Below are 23260 nucleotides of genomic sequence, written 5' to 3' on the forward strand. Positions count from 1 at the left end.
AGACCGTGGGTCAGCGCTTACTGCCTTGGCACCGCTCACGGCGATCCCCAGAGCAAACCCTCTCCAGAGAACGCCCGCCCGGCCTCGGGCCGGGCAGCGCCGTCCCGCCCCCATGGGGCGGTGCTTATGCGCCACCCCGCGGGACGTCGCTGCCCTTCGTGTTTCACTATGCCCGAGGCAGGCGACAAACAGGTGGGCGATTTATCACCGGAAGAGCAACTTCGAGAGCAATTGTGCAGCGGATGACCGAAAACAGCCTCTACACCGCCCCACAGACACGAAAACGGCCGCGCGATCTTTCGCGCGGCCGTCTCTTTTCATCCTGCCACGGCAGGCCGCCGGATCACTCGGCGTTCGCGTTGAAGACGAAGAGCGTCTCGCCGTTGATCGTGTAGCCGTTGATAAGCTCTTTCGCGCGGTCCGACACCAGCCACTTCTCCAGCTTGTCCACCAGCGCGGTCTGGACATGGGGGTGCAGCTCGGGGTTCACGGGCAGGTAGGCGTATTGGTTGAAGAGCACCGGATCGCCCGCATAGAGCAGCGCGAGGTCGGCCTTGTTGCCGAAGTTCAGCCAGCTGGCGCGGTCGGCGAGGATATAGGCGTTCATGCCCGCCGCGGTGTTGAGCGCGGCGCCCATGCCGGCACCGACGGCGCTGTACCATCTGCCGAAGCCCGCGACGTCGAGGTCGGCGGCCTTCCAGAGGCTCAGCTCCTTCTTGTGGGTGCCGCTGTCGTCGCCGCGGCTGACAAAGGCCGCCTCGGCGCCGGCGATGTCCTTCAGGGCCTCGACCGCGCTCGCGTCATCCTTGATGCCCGCGGGATCCTCCTTGGGGCCGATGAAGACGAAATCATTGTACATGATCTCGGTCCGGTGGGTGCCGAAGCCGCCCGCGAGGTACTTCTCCTCGGCGGGACGCGAGTGCACGAGGATCGCATCCACGTCGCCCTGTTCGCCCAGCTTGATCGCCTGACCGGTGCCCACGACCAGCAGTTGCACCTCGAGGTCGAGGTCCTTCTTGATCTCGGGCAGCAGAACGTCTGCCAGACCCGAGTTGTTGAACGACGTGGTGACGGCCATCTTCATCACGTCGGTGGCTTGCGCGGCGGTGGCCATGACGGCCAGGGCGGCGCCCAGCATCAGCTTTTTCATCATCATTCGACTATGTCTCCTCGTAAAAATGCGCGGGCCTGTGGGGTCGCAGGTCCGTCGAAAAAGGCCCCGGCAGGGCCGCTGTCATGGATGCGGCCCCGGAACAGGAACAGCACCTCATCGGCCAGGCGACGCGCCTGGCCCATATCATGTGTGGACATCACCAGCCGCGTACCGCGGTCGCGCGCGGCCAGCAGGATCTCCTCGATCTCGCGCATGGCGCGCCCGTCGAGAGAGGCGCAGGGTTCGTCCAGAAACAGCACATCAGGCTCGATGATCAGTGCGCGGATCAGCGCCAGCTTCTGCTGTTCACCACCCGAGAGCACGGTGGCAGGCCGGTCCAGCAGCGCCCCTAGCCCGACCTGATCGGCCCAGTCCGCGGCGCGCGCCCGGGCCTCGGCCCTTGCGACGCCCCGGATGCGCAGCGGATAGGCGGCGTTGTCGAGAACGCTCCGGCGCAGCATGACAGGGCGCTGGAAGACGAAGGCCTGCGCGTGGCGGGCCTCCTCGATCGGGCAGGCCCATTGGATCGTGCCGGAGGAGAGCCGCGCGATCCCGTGCAGCAGCGACAGGAAGCTGGTCTTGCCGGACCCGTTGGGGCCGATCACCACGGTGATCCCCTGCCCTTCAAGGCGGAGAGACACAGGGCCGACAAGGGTCTGACCGCGCTTGCGGCTGACGGCCTCGGTCACGGTGAGAGGCAGCAGTTTGCTCACCAGCGGCCCCCCCGTTCCGTGCGGCCCAGCCAGTGGATGCCGAGGTTCACCGCCACCGCGAGGCCGATCAGCACGAAGCCAAGCGCAAGCGCGAGGGCGAATTCGCCCTTGCCGGTCTCCAGCGCGATGGCCGTGGTCAGCACCCGGGTGGCGTGGTCGATGTTGCCACCGACGATCATGATCGCCCCCACCTCGCCGATGGCGCGGCCAAAGCCCGCGAGGGCGGCAGTCAGCAGGGCGCGGCGGCTGTCCCAGATCAACGTGTGGATCTTCTGCCGCTCGGTCACGTTCATCGAGATCAGCAGGTCATGATACTCAGCCCACAACTCCCGCAGCGACTGATGCGCGATGGAGGCGATGAGCGGCACGATGATGATCGTCTGGGCGATGATCATGGCCGTGGGGGTAAAAAGCAGCCCCAGCACGCCAAGCGGCCCGGAGCGCGACAGGAGAACATAGACGATCAGGCCCACGACCACCGGCGGCAGCCCCATCAACGCGTTCAGCAGGGCGATGATCGTCCGGCGCCAGCGGAAGCGACGCACCGCCAGCATGGCGGCCAGCGGGAAGGCGATGAGCGAGGCGACGACGAGCGCGGAAAGCGTGACGCGGAGGGAGCGCAGGGCGATTTCGACCAGCTCGGGGTCAAACGTCACCATCAGCCAGAAGGCCTGTGACAAACCGCTCCAGAGATCGACCATGGGCCGATGTTCCTCCCTCGTCCCGCCCGCTGGGGCGGGGTCATTTCCACGTCCGCGGACACTGTCAGGAAGCCCGTCATGCTGCCAGCCCCCGTGACGGGGAAAACGTCAAACGGGACAGTCTGACCAGATCTAACTGATGCGCCCCCCTGATGTAGTCAAAATGTCCACTTCACGCGCAACGGCCCGCCGCGCGGGGCGACGGGCCGTCTGTGTGTGAGTGGTGGGGGGGGGATCAGGCGGCCTTGGGCGCCTTGAACCGCAGGAAGTAGATGAAGAGCGCGGTCATGGCATAGAGGCCGAGGCTGATCGGGCTGGAGAAGAAGGTCATCACGTCGCCATTCGAGGTGATCAGCGCCCGGCGCATGTAGAGCTCCAAGTAGGGGCCGAGGATGATCCCCATCAGCATCGGCACCAGCGGGTAGGACATCAGCCTGAGCGACCACGCGAAGATCCCGATGGCAAGCGCCATCCACATCTGGAAGACCGAGTAGGTCGAGGCATAGGTGCCGACCATGGCGATCATCGCGATGAAGGCATAGAGCACGCCCCGGTTCATCCGCGCCAGCCAGATGTAGTAGGGGCCGAAGACGAGGACCGAGAGGAAGACGAAGACCGCCGCCACCATGAGCGCCGCGAACATCGGCGCGATCGTGGCCATCTCGTTGGTCAGCAGGCCCGGGCCGGGCACGAGGCCGTGGATCAGCAGCACGCCGAAGATGATCGCCGTCACGCTGTCGCCGGGGATGCCCAGCGTCAGCAGCGGCACCACGGCCCCGCCGCACATGGCGTTGTTGGCCGATTCCGCCGCCGCGAGCCCCTCGTGGGAGCCGTTGCCGTATTCCTCGGGCTTCTTGCTGACGCGCTTGGCCTCGGCATAGGCCACGAAGGAGGCCATGGAGGCACCGCCACCGGGCAGCATCCCGATCAGCACGCCGATGACCGAACTTTTGACATAGGTCCAGAAGCCGATCTCGCGCACTTCCTTCCAGTTCGGCCAGAAGTCCTTGTGACGCACCTTGAAGGCGGGCGTGTCCTCGACCGTGCGCGGCTTGGAGCCGCCCTGCAGCAGCAGCTCGCAGATCGCGAAGAGGCCGATCACCGCGGGCAGCAGCTGCACGCCCTCGATCAGGTTGTAGCTGCCGAAGTCGAAGCGCCCCTGCGCCACCATGTTGTCGAAGCCCACGGTGGAGATCATCAGCCCCAGCGAGACTGTGACGAGGCTTTTCCAGATCGAGCCCTTGGCCACGATGACCACCGTCACCACCGCCATGAAGACGAGGGCGAACTTGTCCGGGGTGCGGAACATCAGGGCGAATTCGCTCATCGGCACCGCCACGAACATCAGCACCGCGGCGCCAAGCACACCGCCGATGGAGGAGGCGAGCGCATCGAGGCTGAGCGCCTTGGCCCCGTGGCCGCGTTTCATCAGGGCATAGCCCTCCATCGTCGTGATCGCGCCGGAGGCCGCGCCGGGGATGTTCACCGTGATCCCGGTGACGGAGCCCGCGTAGATCCCCGACATGAAGATTGCCATCACCATGACGAGCGCGTTGGTCAGCTCCATCGCGAAGGTGAAGGGCAGCAGCAGCGCAATCGCCAGCGTGGCCGTCAGCCCGGGAATCGCCCCGAAGACGAGGCCCATCAGGAAGCCGCCGACGAGGTAGAGGAAGGTCTCGGGGTTGGCGAGGGCGGCAAAGCCCCCCATGAGTTCGGCGAACATCAGAATTGGCCCTCGGGCAGGAAGAGTTCGAAGAGGGTGACGAAGAAGAGCCAGCCCGCAGCCGCGATGCCGGCCGCGATCAGCGCCGAGGTCAGCAGCGCCTTCACCGGCCCCAGACGCTCCTGCTCGAAGAGCCAGGCCACGCCGAAGGCATAGAGCAGCGTCGCGATCCAGTATCCAAGCGGCTCGAAGGCCCAGACGAAGCCGCAGGTCAGCGCGATCAGCGCCACGGTGCGCAGCGAGAAGTTGGCGTCCTCGTCCTCTTCATGGTCAGCGGTGCCGCGCAATTCCTGCACCAGCACCCCAAGGGCCCCGACCCCCAGCGTCAGTACGAGGATCAGCGGCATCAGGGAGGGCCCCGGCTCGCCACTGGAGAAGGGCAGCGGCAGCAGCAGCGCCTGCTGGAGGTAGGCCGCGTCGAGGGCGAGGATCAGGAGCGCGAAGAGCGCCTGTCGTGTCATCGTCAAGGGAGGAGCCTTTCCCGGAAAGTGATCGGGCGGGAGGTCGCCGGTCAGCCTGCGCCATCGCGGCACGGCCCGGCGGGTGCGCGGCACCCGGTCCGCGGGCGACCCGGCCGCAGGGCACGGCCGGGTCGCGGGTCTTTGGGCAGCGTCAGGCGCGGATCACTCCAGCACGCCCGCCGCCTTCAGCTTGTCCAGCAGGGCAAGCGCGCGGGTCTGGGTGCGTTCGACGTAGGCCTCGGTCTCGGGGCCGTCCATCCAGTAGGCGTTCATGCCGGTGTCGGCGGCCTTCTGCTGGAACTCGGGATCGTCGAAGGCGGCCTTGAAGCCTTCGGTCAGCTTGACCTTGACCTCGTCCGGGGTGTCGGCGGGAACGGCCAGCACGCGCATACCGCCCCAGATCACGTCATAGCCCAGTTCCTTGAAAGTCGGCACGTCGGGCAGGCTGGGATCACGTTCCGAGCCCATGACCGCCAGCACCTTCACCTGACCGGCCTCGGCGGCGGAGGAGACGGTGGCGTAGCTCAGGCTCGCCGCGTCGTTCTCGCCCGAGATCAGCGCCTCGCGCTGTTCGGCAGAGCCGTTCGGGAAGGGCACGTGGTTCAGCTCGACCCCCAGTTGCTCGGCCATGTCGAGCGCGTGCAGGTGCCAGATGCCGCCGATGCCGGAATCCGACACGGTGACTTCGCCCGGCTCAGCCTTGGCGGCGGCGATGAAATCGTCCAGCGTTTCCCAGCCGGTGTCGGCGTTCACTGCCAGCACGGTGGGATAGAGCGTGACGTTGGCAAGGTAGCTCAGCGTCGAGGTGTCATAGCCCGGCACGAGGTTCTTGTAGGGCACGGTGATCATGCTGTCCCAGGTCAGCGAGCCGATGGTGTAGCCATCGGGACGCGACTTCATCAGGCGCATGGTGCCGACGCCCGATTGCGCGCCGGTGACGTTCTGGGTGCGGATACCCACGCCGAGCGGCTTCTCTGCATATTGCAGGAAGGTGCGCATCACGGTGTCGGTGCCGCCGCCCGCGCTCCAGGGCATGATGTGGGTGATATCCTTGGTGGGGAAATCCTGCGCGGCCGCGGTCAGGGTCGATGCGGCAAGCAGCGCTGCGCCGGTCAGGGTCGTGAAGAGACCTTTGGCGAAAGTCATGTGAGGGACCTCTCTGTTGTGGTTGCGCGGGCTCCGGTGTTTCGGATCCGCCGGTCGTGGCGCGCCTGCTTCAGCAGGTCGCTATTTGTATACAACACAATATACAGACAAGAGTGCATTGCAACGGTTTTTCCCACGGCGCATTGTGGCAGCCGCCAGAAAGTCAGGAGACGGCCCATGAAAACAGCCAATCTGCCCGCAGCCGGAGAGGTCTCGCTCGATCACTCGGGGCATTTCGTGGCCGATGCCGATGCTGCGCGGGCCGCGCTGGAGGGGCTGGGGTTCACGGTCACGCCGCTCTCGGCGCAGGTCCAGCCGGATCCGGAGACCGGCGAGGAGCGCCTGACCGGCACCGGCAATATCTGCGTCATGTTGCCCGAGGGCTATCTGGAGATTCTCGTGCACACCGCCGACACCGCCATCGGGCGCGAGTTCATGGCAGCGCTGGACCGGCGCGCAGGCCTGCACCTTGCCGCCTTCGGCGTGACAGATGCCGCCGCGCGTCATGCGGAGCTGGAAGCTGCGGGCCTCGACATGCGCCCCTTGGTGCATTTCTCGCGCGAGGTGGCGACCGAAACGGGGCAGGAAACCGCCGCTTTCACCGTCGCCCGCCTCGCTGCCGGGGTGATGCCCGAAGGCCGCATCCAGATCCTGACCCATCACAACGAGCCTGCCCTCTGGCAGCCCCGCTACACGACCCACGCCAACGGCGCGCAGGCGCTTGCGGCCATCGTCCTCTCCGCCCCCGATCCCGTGGAGACCGCGGCACGGTTCGCCCGCTTCCTCGACCGTCCCGCCCTGCCCCACGGCGCCGGGCTGTGCATCGCCCTCGACCGGGGCGCGCTGGAGATCCTGCCGGAGGCGGAGGCCACCGCCCTTGTCGGGGAAGCGGTCGAGCCCGGTCGCTCCTGCTTCGTCGGGCTGCGGGTCACGCTGGCCGATCCTGCCGTGCTTGCGGACAGGCCCCGGGCGCGGCAGGTGGGCAACAGCCTCGTGCTGCCGTTCGGTGCGGCCCTCGGCCCCGGTGTCTGGCTCTTCGATCGCGCCTGAGCCCTCAGCCGCCCGCAAAGCTGCGCGGGCGCAGACCGGCATGGAACCACGTGACCATGGAATAGATGTCGTAGACCGGCAGGCCGGTCGCGGCCCGCACCGCGGCGGAATAGGGCGACATGTTGGTGCATTCCAGCACGATGGCGCCCACGTCGGGGTTCCGGGCCACCAGCCGCTCCGCCGCCGCGACCACGTCGGCGCAGGCAAGCGCGAGGTCGAGGTCGTCCTTCTCGGCCTTGATGATGGTGCGGAAGAATTCCACCCCGCCCTCGGTCCCTGTGACGGGGGTATCGAGCGGCACGCCGATCCCTTCCAGATGCGCAGGCGTCAGACCGGCGGCGTTGATGGTGACGATCCCGGGCCGCTTGCCCGGCGGCAGGGTGGCCTGCACCCAGGGCACCTGCATCATCGAGGAGGTCGCCACCGGCACGCCCACCGCCGCCGCCAACTCCCGCTGGTAGATCGACAGGAAGCCGCAGTTGGTGGTGATCGCCTCAGCCCCAAGGTCCACGAGATCCCGCGCGGCACCGATGAAATCCTCGAGCAGGCCCCGCGCCCCGTCACAGACCACCCGGTCCGGGCTGGCGCCGCGCACGATCCGGTAGACCACCGGGAAGGGCCATGTACCGGCATGGCCCATCTCGCCGTAGACCCGGGCAAAGCGGGCCTCCAGCATCAGGATCCCGAGGGGGGCGCCGTAAAGCGCCTTGCCACCCTGCGCGACGGTTTCGCCGGGGGCGCCGTAGGGGCGGACAGGATCGCGCATCACGAGAACCGTGCGGCCGCGAATGGGGTGAGGTCAATCTCCGGCGTCTCGCCGGTGACGAGTTGCGCCGCCAGCCGCCCGCTGCGCGCGGAGGAGACGAGGCCCACGTGCCCGTGGCCGAAGCAATGCACCACGCCCTCCGCGCCGCTGGCCTTGGCGATGACCGGCTTGCCATCGGGGGTGCTGGGACGCAGGCCCAGCCAGACCTTGGCGTCGCTGGTGTCGAGCCCGGGGAAGACCGCACCGAGGTGGGTGCGCATGATCTCGGCCCGGCGCCAGTCGGGGCTGGCATCGGGGCTGGCGATCTCGACCTGACCGGCGCAGCGGATGCCGGTGGAAAGCCGCGTCACCACCACCTTGCGATCGCCCACCATGACGGAGGTCGTGGGCCCCGGCAGGTTCGCCCCGCCCTCAACGGTCACGTGATAGCCCCGCTCGCTCTCCAGCGGGACGCGGTCACCGGCCTTGGCCGCAAGGGTCGCAGACCGTGCGCCCATGGCGATCACGGCAGAGCCGCAGGAGATATCCCCCTGCGAGGTTTCGACCGCCACCAGCTTGCTACCCTCGACCCGCAGGCCCGTGGCGCGGGCGGCGATCTGGCGCGCACCCATGGTCCCGGCATAGGCCACCAGTGCCGCGCAATAGGCCCCGGGGTTCAGGCACTGCCCGGCCTCGGGCACGTTGACGGCAAAACCATACTCCTTCGCAAGGTCGGGCTGGCGCCGTGCCAGTTCCTCCGCCTCGATCTCCTCGCAGGTGATGCCCAGGTCGCGCCGGATACGCCAGCCCAGGCCATCGGCCTCGTAGCCCGCCCGGTCGCGATAGACATGCATCAGCCCGCTGGTCGCGTTGATCAGCTCCGGCACCCCCGCCCGCGCGGCCATCTCTGCATGCAGCTGCGGCGCGTCCTTCAGCAACGTGCGCAGCTCAACCGCGATCTGGCGCAGCTTGGCCTCCGACGATCCGGCGGCGAGGTAGCGCAGCAGCCACGGCAGCACCTTGGGCAGGTAGGCGGGCCGCAGGCTCAGCGGCCCCAGCGGATCGCGCAGCCATTTCGGCACCTGTTTCCAGACCCCCGGCGAGGCGGGCGGCGTCACCGAATGTGACGAGAGCCAGGCCGCGTTGCCATAGGTCGCCGCCTGTTCACCACCCGGCGGGCCCGGATCGACCAGCACGACCTTCAGCCCGCGCTCTGCCAGCTGCACCGCCGTCTGGGCGCCGATCACCCCGGCCCCGATCACCGTCACGTCTGCCTTCATCTGTCGTCTCCCGCCGGCACCACGCCGTGCCCTAGTTCTGGCCCCCGCGCGGGCGGCCGACAATCTCTCTCATCCCCGGGTGATGCGTCCCGTGGTGCCATCGACCTGCAACGCCTCTCCGCTGCGCAGCGCCTCCCAGAAGGCGGGCTCCGGCGCGACGAGCACCGGCACCTCCGCGAGGAAGGCGCCCTGCGTCACGGAGGGGTCCGGCATCTCGCGCAGGATCAGCGCCGCCGGATGGGTGCCGTGGACCTTCAGCTGGTAGAGGAACCGCCACGCCCCGGCAGAGCCCCGGCTCGCGGGCAGCACCAGCACCCTTCCCGCCACGCTTTCGCCCAGCAGGTCGCTGGAACGGCCCACCACCCGGCCCGAGCGGATGTCGAGATCACCGAGGAAGGAGAGCGCCGTCTGCGAGACGAGCGCCGCGCCCGCGGCCTGCCCTTTCACCACGCCGCGCGCCTGCCAGCTGGCCTCACCCATTGCGCCGCCTCCGGGGCAGGAACCGCCCCGTCACGGCGGACTCCACCGCCAGCTCGCTGGTGGTGAAGAGCGTCGGGCACTGGATCATGTCGCGCACGTAGTGGGCCTGTTTCGCACTGTCGACGAGGATCGTCCGCAGCTTGGGCGGCGTCACCTTCAGCGCCGGATCGGGCGAACAGGTGCAGGCGAAATGGCACGAAATCGGGCAGGTGTCCGTCACCACCCGCGCCCCCGCCGCCAGCATCGGCGCCAGCAGCCCCGCGTCCCGCGCCATCTGGCGCACCGCGCGGCTGGTGGTGACCCAGAGCTCGACACCCTCCGCCACCCGCTTGCCGGTGAGCAGGGCCGCGTAATGCTTCATCTCCTCGAAGGAGGCATGGGGACAGCCGAGGTGCACGAGGTCAAAGCCCGCCTCTGCCCCGGTGCAGAACCCGTCGAAGACCTGCGCGATATCGGCCTCGCGGATCTCGACCTCGGGCAGTCCGAGGGCATCGGCCTCCGCGCCAAAGGGCGGCGTCACGCCGGGGACAATGAACATCGCCACCCCGCCGGAGGTCGCCATACCCACCCCCATCGCGTCGAGGTCATCCAGCGTGGGCCGCGGGACAAGGCCCCGGATCAGCGGCACGCCGCTGCCCACCGCTGCCCCGATGGCATAGCCAAGCGCGGTGAACTCCGCCGTGCCCTGCGGGCAAGCGGTGACCGTCACCCGGTGGGTGGGCTGGCGGTTGCGATCCAGATGCAGGCCGAAGCGCGGGTAGCGCCCGGTCATCCCGGCATAGACGGCAAAGAAGCCGTCGCGGTTCGACCGCGCGCCGAGGACGGAATTCGCAAAGACCGTCACGCCGCTTTCGATCGAGGCGATATGCATGTTCCACGTCGGCCAGTGTCCGGCCCAATAGGGCGTGCAGGTGAAGGAGGTGGCGCTGCCCATGGCACGATGCGCGGCCTCGGCCCGTTTCTGCAGCAGGCCGAGCGCCTCGGGCGCGCCGGTGCCCTGCCAGTCGCCCATGTCGGCATTGGCGATATTGGTGGAGACGGGCACGACCATCTTCGCGCCCTGCGCCGCCGTCGCCTCGATCAGCTCGACGTCGCCCTTGTAGAGTGCCATGCCCGCGTGGACATGGGCATAGCCGATCTCGACCATGTCGGGGGCGTCATAGGCCTCACCCAGCTGGACCAGCGCCTCCATCGCCTGCCGCGCGGCATCGCCTTCGGCACCGTCGAGCAGGGCAAGATCGCGGTCCGACAGCTCCATGGTTCAGCTGCCGATCCTGAGCGTCGCATTTTGCCGGCGCAGCGCGGCAAGGATGCTGAGGGCCACCACCATGCTGGTGCGGTTGTTCTGCGGCGAGGGGTAGTTCTGCGAGGTCATTTCGAGCGAGACGGAACTGGCCTCGACGCTCAGCGTGTGGCGCGCGCCGGGCAGGGTGCCGTCGGCGCGGATGCGCACCTGTGTCCGGTCCAGCCCGATGCCAACGAGGCCCAGCGTCACCGCCACGTTGAAGTGGCGCGGAAAGTGACCCGCCGCCTCGCGGGCGCTGCCCTCGAAGACAGGCACCGGCCCGGTTTCGGCGGCGGCAAGGTCGATGCCGTTCTCGTGGATGAAGGGCTCATGGGCGAAGGAGGCGGGCGCGATATGCGAGGTCAGCGTGACGGAGGTGATCTCGTCCTCCGAAGCAGCGCGGATGATGTCGAGCCCCGGCAGCGTGCCGCCCGCGATCTGAAGCGTCGCGCCCGCGGCCTCGGCGATGTCGATGAGGTCGAGGTTCACGGCAAGGGCGCCCACGCTCACCGCCACCACGTGGCCGCCCGCGCGCAAGGCCGGCTCCACCACGTCGCGGAAGCCATCATAGGTGGCGCATTCCACGAGGATCGCGTCGTAGCTTGGCGCCTCCGAGGCCGAGATGACGGGCACATCCAGCCCGAACTCTGCCGCCTTGGCCCGTGCCTTGGCATGATCCCGCGCAGCGATGGCCACGATCCGGATCGCCCCTGTCGGGTCCGCGGCCAGCTTGGCAGCGATCTGCTGCCCCACGTTGCCGAAGCCCCCCAAAACGATCCGCGTCTCGCCCGCCATATGCCTGCCTGCTCCATCAAAGTCTTGACTGATTTCTGTACTCTGTCATGTATACAAATAAATATGCAAGTTTAAATCCTCCCGTTTTCTCCCGAAGGACCCGCCATGAGCGACCGCGCCCCCCTCACCCGTACCCTTGCCGCCTATATCGCGGGCTTCACCCCCGACGCCCTGCCCGCCGAGGTGATGGACTACACCCGCGTGCTGGCGAAGGACGGGATCGGCGTGCTCTATGCCGCGACCCATGAAAGCGTGACCGCCGCGCAGGGCATCTGCGATTTCGTCGAGGAGATCGCGGGCCCCGGGGCCTGCACGCTGATCGGGCGTAACCGCAAGGTAGACCCGGTGAGCGCGGCGCTGGCCAACGGGACGCTGGGCTATGCCGCCGATTTCGAACCGCACCACCCCGAGGCGATCCTGCACCCGATCGCGGTGATGATCCCCACCGCCCTCGCCCTGTCGGAGGCCGAGGGCCGCACCGGGGCCGAGGCGCTGGCCGCCGTGGCGCTTGGCTGCGAGATGACCTACCGCGCTTCCATGGCGATGAACCCGCGCGAGCTTTACGACCGCGGCTTCCACCCCTCCGCCATCGCGGGCAGCTTCGGCGCGGCCGCCGCCGCTGCCTTCCTGCTGGGGCTCTCCGAGGAGCAAACCGTGCGGGCGCTTGGCCTTGCCGGGCTTCAGACCTCGGGCCTGCTGGCCTGGCAGGATGACCCACGCGAGGATGCCCGCCCGTTCCAGATGGGCCTTGCCGCGCGCAACGGCGTCATGTCCGCGATGCTGGCGAAACGCGGCTTCGGCGCGCCGGACCGGATCTTCGACGGCGGCCACGTGGTGCTGGAGGCCTACAGCGACGTGGCCGTGGCCTCGAAGCTGACCGAGGGCCTCGGCACCGTCTGGGACGGGGTGATGGAACTGGCGATCAAGCCCTATTCCTCGGTCTCCTTCCTGCATCCCGCGCTCGACGCCCTCGTCGGCCTGCTCGACGACAACGCGCTGACCTCGCAGCAGATCGAGAAGATCACCCTGCGCTTTGCCGAGGCCGGGGCCCATTGCGTCGATGACAACCCGCTCAAGGGCCACTCGGCCCAGTATATCCTGCCGGTGCGTGCGGCGATGGGGCGGCTGTCCTTCCTCGACCTCTTCATCGACCGGCGCGAGAGCGACCCGGAGGTTGCCCGCCTTGCCGCCAGTGCCGAGGTGATCCGCGACACCGGCGCCTTCAACGACGCCTTCCCCGATTTCTACATGGGCGAGATCCTCCTGACGCTGACCGACGGGCGCGTCCTCTCGGCCACCTCCAAAGTCGCGCGCGGCTATCCCGAACAGCCGCTTGCGCAGGCGGAGCTGGACCGCAAGTTCGAGGAGGTCACCGCCACCGTCTGTTCCCCCGCGCGCGCCAAGGCACTGGCGGAGGCTGCCGAAACGCTCTACAGCGCCGCGGATGTAAGCACGCTGACCGCCCTTCTGGCACAGGCGCCCGATGCCTGAGACCCGCGGCCGGTTGACGCCCAAGCGCGACAGTGCATACAAATTGGAATACATAAAAAGATCCGAGGATGCGGACGATGGCCAAAGAGACGAAACCCGCAAAGGCAGGCACCCCGATGTCCTCGTCTCACCGGGCGCACGCGCAACTGCGCGAACAGCTTCTCAGGTCGAAGTTCCTGCCGGGTCAGAAGATCAACGAGGTGGAGATCGCCACTTCGCTCGAGATCAGCCGCACCCCGCTGCGCGAGGCGCTCAACCGGCTGGTGGCCGAGGGGCTGCTGGTCGATCGCGGGCGCGGCTTCTCGGTGCCGGGGCTGGAGCCGGAGATGGTCTTCGACCTCTTCGAGGCAAGGGTCGAGATCGAATGCGCCACGGTGCGCCTTGCCTGCGAGCGGGCCGAGGAGGCCGAGCTGGAGGCGCTGTCGGATTTCCTGAAGGAGAGCATGGCCGAAAGCCCCGATGCCTCCGTCGACCGGCTGATCGAGCTGGACATCCGCTTCCACGACACGATCGCGGAACTGGCCCGCAACAAGGTGCTGCGGCAGACGCTCTCCAATCTCAACGACCGGATTCACCTGATCCGCTGGATCGCCATGGAAGGCCGGCGCGAACGCACCCAGAGCCAGCACCGCGAGATCCTCGACCATATCCGCGCCCGCGACACCGCGGGTGCCATCGCCGCCATGCGGGAGCATATCCTGCATCGCAACGAAGACATCCTCGAGGCGATCAAGGCCGCCTACGGGCATGTCTACACCCGCTCCTCCGCCTGAGCCCTGACGGGCTTGGGGCGGCCACTCTCAAAGAGGACGTGACCCCATGACCCGATACATCGTCATCGGCGCAGGCTCCGGCATCGGTGCCGCGCTTGCCCGCCAGCTTGCCGCGCCCGAGGTGGAGCTGCTGCTCCACACCGGCTCCAACGGCGACCGCCTCGCCCGCGTCGCCGCGGATTGCGAGAAGGCCGGCGCCAAGGTCTTTACCTGCCTCGGCCTGACCGAGGATCCGGCGCTGGTCGAGGGGATCGCCGGCTGGCTGGCAACGGTGCCCGAGGGCGGCCTCAGCGGCTTTGCCTTTGCCGCCGGCTACGCCAAGCTCGGCACGGTCGAGACGACGGACCCCGAGGCGCTGCGCACCGCGCTCGACGCGATGCCCATGGCGTTCCAGCGGCTCTGCACCCTCGTTGCGCCGAAACTGGCCGAGGGCCGGGGCCGCATCCTCTGCGTCAGCGCCTTCGGCGCCCATCGCGCCAAGACCCACAGCTATGCCCCCACCGCCCCGGCCAAGGCGGCGCTGGAGGCGCAGGTGCGCGTCTTCGCTGCCAACCTCGCCCCGCGCGGGATCACGGTAAACGCGGTCGTGCCGGGCTTCATCTCCAAGGAGGCGGGCACGCCCTCCTCCCTCACGCCCGAGCAATGGGCCGAGGTCACCGCGACCATCCCCATGGCGCGGTTGGGGCAGGCGGCGGAAGTCGCGGCGACGGCGGCCTTCCTGCTCTCGGAACCGGCGGGCTATGTCACCGGACAGTGCCTGCATGTGAACGGCGGCCTGACGCTCTGACGCCGCCGTCGGGCACCCAAGACTTTTCTAAAAGTCCTGGGAAAAGTCTTCGAAGACTTTTCCGCGCCGGTTGAAAGGGAGGCCCTCAAGTGCCTCCTGCCCCACCCCTCGCGGAAAAGCCGATCTGCCCCATTGCGCGCTGTCGACGTTTCTGTATACAAATAGATATACACGAACAGGTCCCCCGGTGCCCTGCCCCCGCAGACACCGGCGGGCCCGGACAGGCCGAAAGAATGGGCCGACAAGGAGAGACAGACTTGGAAAACACGCTCAACGGCGCCGAAGCCATGGTGCGGATGCTGGAGGCCCAGGGTGTGGATCACATCTTTGGCCTCTGCGGCGACACCACCCTGCCCTTCTATGACGCGATGCACCTGCTTGATCACAAGATCAACCATGTGCTAACCCGCGACGAACGCAGCGCGGGCTACATGGCCGACGGCTATTCCCGCGTCACCGGCAAGCCGGGCGTCTGCGAGGGGCCGTCGGGCGGCGGTGCCACCTACATCCTGCCTGGGCTGATCGAATCCTCCGAAAGCTCCTATGCCACGCTGGCGATCACCACCGACATCTCGGTCTCGACCTATGGCAAGTATCCCCTGACCGAGGTCGATCAGGAGGCGCTGATGCGCCCGCTGACCAAGTGGAACACGGTAATCAAGCAATCCGCCCATATTCCCCGCATGGTCCGCGCCGCCTTCCGCGCCATGACGACCGGGCGGCCCGGCTCGGCCCACCTCGGCCTGCCCTATGACATCCAGTACGACAGCGTGGACCCCTCCGACATCTGGGCCGATCCCCGCACCGCGACCTATCCCGCCTATACCACCGGGCCCGATACCGGCTCGATCGAGGCAGCGGTGGACGCGATCCTGTCCGCCAAGAAACCCCTGATCGTCTGCGGCGGCGGTGTCGTCGTGGCCGGTGCCATGGATGAGCTGGACCGCATCGCCACCCGTCTGGACATCGCGGTTGCCACCTCGATCTCGGGCCAGGGCTCGCTGGCCGATACGCACCCGAATGCGCTTGGCGTCGTGGGCTCCAACGGCGGCACCGACCAGACCTGGGAAATGATGCAGGCCGCTGACCTGATCGTCTTCATGGGCTGCCGCGCCGGCTCCACCACCACCGCCCGCTGGGAGGCCCCCAGCGTTGGCACCCGGATCGTGCATTTCGACGTCGATCCCATGGTCATCGGGGCCAACCTGCCGACCGAAGTCGGCGTCGTCGGTGACCTGCGCATGTCGCTCGCCATGGTCAACGCCGAGCTCGACCGCCGCGCCCAGGGCACCTCGACCTTCGGGGGCGCCGCCGCCGTGGCCGACATCAAGCGCCGCAAGTTCGAGATCTTCGACCGCATCGCGGCCGAGGACAACCGCCCGATCCGGCCCGAGCGCGTGATCTCGGACCTGATGAAGGTGCTGCCGCCGGATGCCACCGTCGTCTCCGATCCCGGCACCTCCTGCCCCTATTACTCGGCCTACTACCAGCAGCAGCTGGCGGGGCGCTACTTCATCACCAACCGCGCCCACGGCGCGCTCGGCTATTCCATGGCGGCCTCGCTGGGGGCATGGCATGGCCGTCCCGGCAGCAAGACCGTGGCGCTGATGGGTGATGGCTCCTTCGGCTTCACCGTGGGCGAGCTGGAAACCGTCTGCCGCGCGCGGGCGCCGATCACCTTCGTGGTCTTCTCGAACTCCAACTTCGGCTGGATCAAGGCCAGCCAGATGGCCGACAAGGGCTCGCGCTACTACAACGTGGATTTCGGCCGCGTGGATCAGGCCGCCGTGGCCGCGGCCTATGGCGTGAAATCCTGGCGCGTCGAGGACCCGGCCGATCTGGAGCGGGTGCTGCGCGAAGCGGTGAACCACGACGGGCCGACGCTGGTGGACGTGATCACCCAGCCGCTGGAAGAAGCCAACGCGCCGGTGCGCCGCTGGATGGGCTGAGCCCCGGCCCTGCGCTGAAAACGAAAAGCCCCCCGGCGGAAACGCCGGGGGGCTTTTCTGTCAGCCTGTCCTGCCGGGTCAGAGCGGCAGGCGCTGCCGCACCAGCGTGGTCCAGTAGGAACAGCCCCAGGCGATCACGTCATCGTTGAAGTCATAGAGCGGGTGATGCAGGTCCGCCGAAGGGCCGTTGCCGATCTTGATCATCGCGCCCGGCACCTCGTTCAGCATGAAGGAGAAATCCTCGCCCCCCAGCGTCGGCACCATGTCCGTGGATACGGCAGCTTCGCCCGCCACTTCGCGGGCAGCGGCGGCGGCCAGCTCGGTCTCCAGCTCGTGGTTCACGGTCACCGGGTAGTGGCGCAGGTATTCGATCGTGCCCTTGCCGCCGAAGGCCGCGGCGACATGTTCCACCATCGTGGTCAGCCGCTCTTCGACCAGATCGCGCACCTCTTCGCGCAGGGTGCGCACGGTGCCCGTCATCTCCACCGCCTGCGGGATCACGTTGAAGGCATTGCCCGCATGGATCGTGCACAGCGACACGACGGCACTGTCCATCGGGTCCATGTTGCGCGAGGTGATCGTCTGCGCGCCCTGCAGCAGCGCGGCCGCAACCGGCATCGGGTCGATGGCGAGGTTGGGCATGGCGGCGTGACCACCCTTGCCGGTGATCGTGATCTTCACCTCGTCGACCGAGCCCATGATCGGCCCCGGCGCCAGCGTAAACTGGCCCACCGGCAGGTTGGGCTTGTTGTGCATCCCGTAGACCTCGTTGCAGGGCCAGCGGGTGAAGAGGCCGTCATCGATCATCGCCTTGGCCCCGGCGCCGCCCTCTTCAGCGGGCTGGAAGATCACGATGACCGTCCCGTCAAAGGCGCGGCTTTCGGCCAGATGCTTGGCGGCCCCCAGCAGCATGGTGGTGTGCCCGTCATGGCCGCAGGCGTGCATCTTGCCCTCGACCAGCGAGGCGTGGGGCACGCCGGTCTCTTCCTTGATCGGCAGGGCGTCCATATCGGCGCGCAGGCCGATCATCCGGCCAGAGGCATTGCTCTGCCCCTTGATCACACCCACGACGCCGGTGCGCCCGATGCCCTCGTGCACTTCGTCCACACCGAAGGCGCGCAGCTGCTCGGCCACGTTCGATGCCGTACGGTGCACCTCGTAGAGCAGCTCAGGGTTCTGGTGCAGGTCGCGGCGGAATTCGGTGAGGGCGGCGATCTCCTTCGCCACCCAGTTCTCGACGGCCATGTCAGGCCTCCTTCTTCATGCGGTAACGGAAGTCGCAGTGGCTGGCGCCCTTCATGATCGTCTGGGTCCGGGTCATCTCGATCTCCGGGTTATAGCCGATGCAGAAGTCGCCATCGCGGTTGCACGAGAGCAGGTGGCCGATGTCGCCCAGACCCATCTCCTTGTACATCTCCGCATAGCGGCACTTCACGACGTTGAAATCCATCTTCTCCTCGGACATCTCCAGCGTCTCGATGCGCAGGGCGTCCTCGCGGGTCCAGTTCGGCTGGATCGCGGCGAAATCGGTCAGGTCGGGCGCGTGGCCCAGTTCCTCGGCCAGCATCTGGCCCTGTTCGATCGCGGACTTGGAGCAGGCCGCGCCGATCACGGCCTCGGCCTCCTCGCGGCCCGTGCGCTCGGTGATCACGTCGAGAACGTGCTTCAGCATCATCGCCTCGATCCGGCGGCGCAGCAGGATGGGAATGTCGTTGAGGGTCATACCCTCGGTGGGGGTCTCGGGGCTTGCCATGGGGGTTGGCTCCGTCAGAGTTTGAGTTCCTGGTGATCCTTGCGCTTGAGCCAGGCAAGGTAAGAGGGCGCGACCCGGCGGACGATGGCGTGGGCCGGGAAGGGTTTCGGCTCGGTCACCGGCAGGGCCAGTTCCTCCACCGCCTGCCCCGTGGCCGCACGGGCCAACTCGCGCCCCAGCGATGTGCCAAGCGCGACGCCGCGCCCGTTGCAGCCGATCCAGGCCCAGCCGTCCTGGCCCAGGCTGTGGATGCGCGGGAAGCGGTCCCAGTTCATGCCGATGTAGCCGGACCAGACATGGGTCATCTCGGGCAGGCCCATCTCGGGGAAGGAGTCGGCCAGGCTGGCGGCGGCCTTCTTGCGCACGCGGTTGGCCACGTCCCAGCTGCCCATGACGGCGCCGCCGGTGATCAGCCGGTTGCGCGCGTCATAGCGGAAGAAGCGCAGGTCGCCCCGCGTGTCCGACACCGCCTGCCGGCCCGGCAGGATCGTCTTGCGCAGGTTGTCCCCCAGCGGCTCGGTCGACATCTGCCAGCTGAGCACGGGCACCACCGAATGCGCGATCCGTGGCGCCAGCCCGGGGGACAGCTCGCCGGTATAGGCGTTGGAGGCCATGATCAGCGCGCGCGCCTTCAGCGTGCCCTGCGCGGTCTTCAGCACCCATTGCGCGCCCTCGCGGGCGAAGGAGATCACCGGGCTTTCCTCGTGGATCACCGCGCCGGTGGCTTCCGCCGCGCGGGCCAGTTCACGGGCAAAGGCCAGCGGATTGATATGCCCGCCGGTGGGATTGTACATGCCGCCGTACCAGGCGGAAGAGCCGAGCAGCGCCTCGGTCTCCTCGCGGCCCTTCAGCTCGGCCGGGAAGCCGTATTTTGTCCACGCCTCGACACGCTTCTGCGAAAGCTTCACCCGGCCCGGGCTGTGCGCAGGCTGGAACCAGCCGGCCTGCTCGGCCTCGGCCTTCATGTCGAATTCCCGCGTCAGGTCAAAGAGCACGTCGGCGGAATTGCCGATCAGGTTCACCATCCGCCGCCCGGCATCGCCATAGCGGCTGACCCAGACGTCCGGCTCTGCCGAGGTGAGGATCGGGATCACCTGCCCGTTGTTGCGCCCCGAGGCGCCCCAGCCCACGGCCTTGCCCTCCAGCACGGTCACCGCATGGCCGCGGCGCGCGGCCTCCAGCGCGGCGGAGAGGCCGGTGAAACCGCCGCCGATCACCGCCACATCGGTCTCGGCCGTGCCGGTCAGCGCCGGGGCGGGGGTCCGTTCGGGCGCGGTCGCGGCCCAGAGGGAGGGGGGGAACTCTACGGCCATCTCGGTGGCTCCTTGGTCAATCGGAAGCGGCGCGCCCATGCGGCGCGCCGGGAACGGGCGGCAGGCGGGCTCAGGCCGCGTCGGTGCGGATCACCGGCGGCGTCCAGTCGCGCCCCGGGATGGAGGACAGCAGCTTCTGCGTATAGGCATGCTGCGGGTTGGCAAAGACCTCAGCCGTGGGGCCGCTTTCGACGATCTCGCCCTTCTGCATGACGATGATCCGGTCGCAGAGTTGCGCCGCGACCCGCAGGTCGTGGGTCACGAAAAGCAAAGACAGGTTCAGCCGGTCGCGCAGGTCCGCCAGCAGCTTGAGCACCTGCGCCTGCACCGAGACATCCAGCGCCGAGACGGGTTCATCCGCCACGATCACCTTCGGCTCCAACGCGAGCGCCCTTGCAATCCCGATCCGCTGCCGCTGCCCGCCGGAGAATTCATGCGGGAAGCGGCTGGCCGAGGCGGGCGACAGCTCCACCAGTTCCAGCAGGCGGCGCGCATCGGCGCGGGCCTTGGCCGGATCGGCGCCATGGACAATCGGCCCCTGCGCGATCAGGTCCACCACCCGCTTGCGCGGGTTAAGCGAGGCCATGGGATCCTGAAACACCATCTGGATATGCTTGCGCATCTCGCGCATCTCGCGCGGGGAGAGCGCCAGCAGGTCCTTGCCGTCCATCTCCACCTTGCCCGCGTCGCATTCCAGCAGGCGGGTCACGATGCGCGACACGGTCGTCTTGCCCGAGCCGCTTTCGCCCACGACGCCCAGCGTCTCGCCCTGCCGCAACTCGAAGGTCAGGTCCTTGACCGCCGTCACCGCCTTGCGCTTGCCCGACAGCATCCCGCCGCGCGCGGCAAAAGTCTTCTTCAGCCCCGTGCCCTTCAGCACCACCGGCGCGGTGGAGGGCACCTTGAGCGGTGGCGGCGTCAGCGCGGGCACTGCGCCGATCAGGGCACGGGTGTATGCGTGCTGCGGGTTGTTCAGCACCTCGCTCGCCGGTCCCTGCTCGACAAGGATGCCCTTGCGCAGCACGGCGACCTTGTCGGCGATCTCGGCCACGACGCCGAAGTCATGGGTGATGAACAGAACGCCCGCGCCTTCCTGCTCCTGCAACTCGCGGATCAGCTTGAGGATCTGCAATTGCGTCGTCACATCGAGCGCGGTGGTCGGCTCGTCCGCGATGATCAGCTTGGGCGAGAGAGAGAGCGCCATGGCGATCATCACACGTTGCCGCTGCCCGCCCGAGATCTGGTGCGGATAGGCGTTGTAGGCCGAGGGCGGATCGGGCAGGTGCACCCGCTCCAGCATCTCGATGGCGCGGGCACGGCGCTCCTTGCGCGACATCTTGGTGTGCAGGCGCAGCACCTCGTCCAGCTGCCAGCCCACGGTCTTCTGCGGGTTCAGCGCCGTCATCGGCTCCTGAAAGATCATCGCGATGTCGCGGCCCCGGATCTGGCGCATCTCGGTCTCGGACTTCGCGACGATCTCCTCGCCGCGGAACTTGATCGAGCCTTCGGCGACATGGACATGCGGTTCGGGCAGCAGGCGCATGATCGCGCCCGCGCTCAGCGACTTGCCCGATCCGCTCTCACCCACGAGGCAGACGATCTCTCCGGGGTTGATCTCGAGGTCGAGCCCTTCGAGCGCATAGGGCCGGTCGGACCCTTTCGGCAGGGCGATCTTCAGCCCGCTGATCTGGAGGACAGGGGTCGTCTCGGTCATTTCTTCTGCCTCGGATTGAGCGCGTCGTTCAGCCCCTCGCCCACGAGCGAGAAGGACAGCACGGTGAGGACGATGGCGATGCCGGGGAAGACGGCGCAATAGGCCGCGGTGCGCAGCACCGACCGCCCCTGCCCGATCATGTTGCCCCAGCTGGCATAGTTCGGATCGCCGAGCCCGAGGAAGGCGAGCGCGCTTTCCAGCAGGATCGACAGCGCCATGAGGACCGAGGCATAGACCACGATCGGCGGCAGGGCGTTGGGCAGGATCTCGCGGAAGATGATCGAGGCGTTCGACACCCCGAGGTTGCGCGCCGCATCGACGAATTCCCGGCCGCGCAGCGACATGAACTCGGCCCGGACCATACGGGCCGGTGCGGTCCACGACACGATCCCGATGGCCAGCGTGATCCATTCGATCTTGGAGCCCATGATCGCCACCAGCGTCAGCAGCAGCACGAAGTTGGGGATCGTCTGGAAGGCCTCGGTCACGCGCATCAGCACGTCATCGACCCAGCCGCCGAAGTAGCCCGCAAGCGCGCCGATCAGCACACCGATGCCGATGGCGACCAGCGTCGCCACCACGCCGATCATCAGCGAGATCCGCGCGCCGTAGAAGATGCCCGAGAAGATGTCGCGGCCCAGCTGGTCGGTCCCCAGCGGCGTGGCCCAGTCGGTCAGCGGCGGGGTCAGCGGCGCGCCCGCGCGGCGCAGCGGATCGCCCGGATCGACGATGCCGGCGGTCAGCGCCATCAGCAGCACGATCACGAAGAGCGCCAGCCCCAGCAGGGCGGCCCGGTTTCGCTTGTAGCGGCGCCAGAAGACGATCAGGCGCGGCGGCTCGGCGGGGGCGAGATCGGTGTCGAGAGTGGTCATGCGAGTTCGATCCGGCTGTCGAGACGGGCATAGAGCACGTCGGTGAGGAAGTTCACGACCACGACGATGATGGAGCACAGGAAGATGATCCCCATCAGCGTGTTCATGTCGCGCTGCACGACGGACTGCGAGGCCAGCTGCCCCAGCCCCGGCAGGGTGAAGATCGTCTCCACCACGACGGAACCGCCGAGCACTGTGGAGAATTGCAGGCCCAGCAGGGTGATCACCGGCAGCAGTGCGTTGCGCATGATGTGGTGGATCATCAGGCGGAACTCGCCCGCGCCCTTGGCCCGCGCGGTGCGCACGAAGTCGAGGTCCGCGACCTCCAGCACCGTGGCGCGCATCAGCCGCATGTAGAAGGAGAGATAGATCAGCGACAGCGCCGCCGTCGGCATGATCAGGTGCAGCGCCACGTCCACCACGTGATCCCAGCCGGTGTAGAAGCCGGCGATGGTCTTGATCCCGCCCACCGGCAGCCAGCCCAGCTTGACCGAGAAGAGGTAGATGAAGAGCAGCGACAGGAAGAAGCTGGGCGTCGCATAGAACACCAGCCCCAGCGTCGAAATCAGGTTGTCAGTCAGCGAATAGGCCTTGCGCGCGGCAATGGCGCCAAGGGCGATCCCGAGGGTGAAGGCGAGGCTCAGCGAGGCGGCCATCAGCATCAACGTGGTGCCCAGCCGGTCCATCAGCACGACCGAGACGGGCTGTTCATAGACGAAGGACCAGCCTAGGTCGAAGGTCGCCAGCTTGGCCATGTAGCGCCACAGCTGCACCCAGACCGGCTGATCGAGGCCGTATTCGGCCCGCATCCGGGCGATATAGGCCGCATCGGCCCCGCCCATGTCGCCGACGAGCGCATCGACCGTGTCACCAGGTGCCAGCTTCAGCAGCAGGAAGGTGGCGACCATGATCAGGATGATCACCGGCACCGCCTGCAACAGCCTGCGCAGCGCATAGGCAAAGACGGGAGGGAGGCCAAAACTCATGTATTCTCATCCGTGCAGAAGACGTTGGGCGCAGGGGAGGCGCGCCCCGGAAAGGCGCGGGCGTGATCCGCCCGCGCCGCTGTCAAGGAC

22 protein-coding genes are annotated in these 23260 nt (G+C 67.8%); 5 read left to right on the forward strand and 17 right to left on the reverse strand.

Translation table 11 applies throughout. The annotated features are described in order from the left end of the window. Positions 1-343: 343 nt before the first annotated feature. From LCM32_RS19085 to LCM32_RS19110, 6 genes are all read right to left on the reverse strand, one after another. Positions 344-1150 carry a substrate-binding domain-containing protein gene (locus LCM32_RS19085; RefSeq protein WP_224822797.1) on the reverse strand — a complete coding sequence of 269 codons (807 nt, stop codon included), beginning with the start codon at positions 1148-1150 and terminating at the stop codon, positions 344-346. 2 nt (positions 1151-1152) lie between these two features. Next, positions 1153-1866 (reverse strand): ATP-binding cassette domain-containing protein, encoded by a 714-nt coding sequence (locus LCM32_RS19090; protein ID WP_224822683.1) that lies wholly within the window; start codon positions 1864-1866, stop codon positions 1153-1155. Continuing rightward, positions 1863-2567 (reverse strand): ABC transporter permease, encoded by a 705-nt coding sequence (locus LCM32_RS19095; protein ID WP_224822684.1) that lies wholly within the window; start codon positions 2565-2567, stop codon positions 1863-1865. Before LCM32_RS19095 ends, LCM32_RS19090 begins: the two co-directional genes overlap by 4 nt. Positions 2568-2802: 235 nt before the next feature. Then, positions 2803-4290 carry a tripartite tricarboxylate transporter permease gene (locus LCM32_RS19100; protein WP_224822685.1) on the reverse strand — a complete coding sequence of 496 codons (1488 nt, stop codon included), beginning with the start codon at positions 4288-4290 and terminating at the stop codon, positions 2803-2805. After that, positions 4290-4751 carry a tripartite tricarboxylate transporter TctB family protein gene (locus LCM32_RS19105; protein WP_224822798.1) on the reverse strand — a complete coding sequence of 154 codons (462 nt, stop codon included), beginning with the start codon at positions 4749-4751 and terminating at the stop codon, positions 4290-4292. The genes LCM32_RS19100 and LCM32_RS19105 overlap by 1 nt, the downstream gene beginning before the upstream one ends. Positions 4752-4913: 162 nt before the next feature. After that, complete coding sequence (locus LCM32_RS19110; protein ID WP_224822686.1) at positions 4914-5897, reverse strand: tripartite tricarboxylate transporter substrate binding protein; 984 nt, start codon at positions 5895-5897, stop codon at positions 4914-4916. Between the two features lie 177 nt (positions 5898-6074). Between LCM32_RS19110 and LCM32_RS19115 the strand changes: the two genes are divergently transcribed. Further along, positions 6075-6947, forward strand: a complete 873-nt coding sequence (locus LCM32_RS19115; RefSeq protein WP_224822687.1) for a VOC family protein — start codon at positions 6075-6077, stop codon at positions 6945-6947. Between the two features lie 4 nt (positions 6948-6951). On the opposite strand, the gene LCM32_RS19120 is transcribed toward LCM32_RS19115, so the two are convergent. From LCM32_RS19120 to LCM32_RS19140, 5 genes are all read right to left on the reverse strand, one after another. Then, on the reverse strand, positions 6952-7713 hold the full coding sequence (locus LCM32_RS19120; protein ID WP_224822799.1) for an aspartate/glutamate racemase family protein: 762 nt from the start codon (positions 7711-7713) through the stop codon (positions 6952-6954). Next, the gene (locus LCM32_RS19125) at positions 7713-8972 is read right to left on the reverse strand and encodes an NAD(P)/FAD-dependent oxidoreductase (RefSeq protein WP_224822688.1); all 1260 of its coding nucleotides are present in this window, start codon (positions 8970-8972) and stop codon (positions 7713-7715) included. Before LCM32_RS19125 ends, LCM32_RS19120 begins: the two co-directional genes overlap by 1 nt. Positions 8973-9041: 69 nt before the next feature. Then, positions 9042-9452 (reverse strand): aconitase X swivel domain-containing protein, encoded by a 411-nt coding sequence (locus LCM32_RS19130; protein WP_224822689.1) that lies wholly within the window; start codon positions 9450-9452, stop codon positions 9042-9044. Further along, the gene (locus tag LCM32_RS19135) at positions 9445-10710 is read right to left on the reverse strand and encodes an aconitase X catalytic domain-containing protein (RefSeq protein ID WP_224822690.1); all 1266 of its coding nucleotides are present in this window, start codon (positions 10708-10710) and stop codon (positions 9445-9447) included. Before LCM32_RS19135 ends, LCM32_RS19130 begins: the two co-directional genes overlap by 8 nt. 3 nt (positions 10711-10713) lie before the next feature. After that, positions 10714-11532 (reverse strand): aspartate dehydrogenase domain-containing protein, encoded by an 819-nt coding sequence (locus LCM32_RS19140; protein WP_224822691.1) that lies wholly within the window; start codon positions 11530-11532, stop codon positions 10714-10716. 105 nt (positions 11533-11637) lie between these two features. Here LCM32_RS19140 and LCM32_RS19145 point away from each other — a divergent pair, with 105 nt between their 5' ends. The 4 genes from LCM32_RS19145 (at position 11638) to LCM32_RS19160 (ending at position 16532) form a co-directional block, all read left to right on the forward strand. Further along, the gene (locus LCM32_RS19145; protein ID WP_224822692.1) at positions 11638-13023 is read left to right on the forward strand and encodes an MmgE/PrpD family protein; all 1386 of its coding nucleotides are present in this window, start codon (positions 11638-11640) and stop codon (positions 13021-13023) included. Positions 13024-13100: 77 nt separating this feature from the next. After that, a complete protein-coding gene (locus LCM32_RS19150; RefSeq protein ID WP_224822693.1) occupies positions 13101-13796 on the forward strand; it encodes a GntR family transcriptional regulator in 696 nt (231 codons plus the stop codon). Between the two features lie 46 nt (positions 13797-13842). Next, positions 13843-14583 carry an SDR family NAD(P)-dependent oxidoreductase gene (locus LCM32_RS19155; protein ID WP_224822694.1) on the forward strand — a complete coding sequence of 247 codons (741 nt, stop codon included), beginning with the start codon at positions 13843-13845 and terminating at the stop codon, positions 14581-14583. A gap of 257 nt (positions 14584-14840) precedes the next feature. Continuing rightward, the gene (locus LCM32_RS19160) at positions 14841-16532 is read left to right on the forward strand and encodes a thiamine pyrophosphate-binding protein (protein ID WP_224822695.1); all 1692 of its coding nucleotides are present in this window, start codon (positions 14841-14843) and stop codon (positions 16530-16532) included. A 78-nt stretch (positions 16533-16610) separates the two neighbouring features. On the opposite strand, the gene LCM32_RS19165 is transcribed toward LCM32_RS19160, so the two are convergent. The 6 genes from LCM32_RS19165 to LCM32_RS19190 form a co-directional block, all read right to left on the reverse strand. Next, complete coding sequence (locus tag LCM32_RS19165; protein ID WP_224822696.1) at positions 16611-17777, reverse strand: M20 aminoacylase family protein; 1167 nt, start codon at positions 17775-17777, stop codon at positions 16611-16613. A 1-nt stretch (position 17778) separates the two neighbouring features. Then, positions 17779-18285: an L-2-amino-thiazoline-4-carboxylic acid hydrolase gene (locus LCM32_RS19170; RefSeq protein WP_224822697.1), complete on the reverse strand. Its 507-nt coding sequence runs from the start codon at positions 18283-18285 to the stop codon at positions 17779-17781. A 14-nt stretch (positions 18286-18299) separates the two neighbouring features. Beyond that, positions 18300-19598: an NAD(P)/FAD-dependent oxidoreductase gene (locus LCM32_RS19175; RefSeq protein WP_224822698.1), complete on the reverse strand. Its 1299-nt coding sequence runs from the start codon at positions 19596-19598 to the stop codon at positions 18300-18302. Between the two features lie 70 nt (positions 19599-19668). After that, positions 19669-21312 carry an ABC transporter ATP-binding protein gene (locus LCM32_RS19180; protein ID WP_224822699.1) on the reverse strand — a complete coding sequence of 548 codons (1644 nt, stop codon included), beginning with the start codon at positions 21310-21312 and terminating at the stop codon, positions 19669-19671. Then, entirely contained in the window at positions 21309-22184 is an 876-nt protein-coding gene (locus LCM32_RS19185; protein WP_224822700.1) for an ABC transporter permease, read from the reverse strand. The genes LCM32_RS19180 and LCM32_RS19185 overlap by 4 nt, the downstream gene beginning before the upstream one ends. After that, entirely contained in the window at positions 22181-23170 is a 990-nt protein-coding gene (locus LCM32_RS19190; protein WP_224822701.1) for an ABC transporter permease, read from the reverse strand. Before LCM32_RS19190 ends, LCM32_RS19185 begins: the two co-directional genes overlap by 4 nt. Positions 23171-23260 lie beyond the last annotated feature (90 nt).

Origin of the sequence: Pseudooceanicola nanhaiensis (assembly GCF_020171315.1) — a bacterium.
Classification (GTDB): Bacteria; Pseudomonadota; Alphaproteobacteria; order Rhodobacterales; family Rhodobacteraceae; genus Pseudooceanicola; species Pseudooceanicola nanhaiensis_A.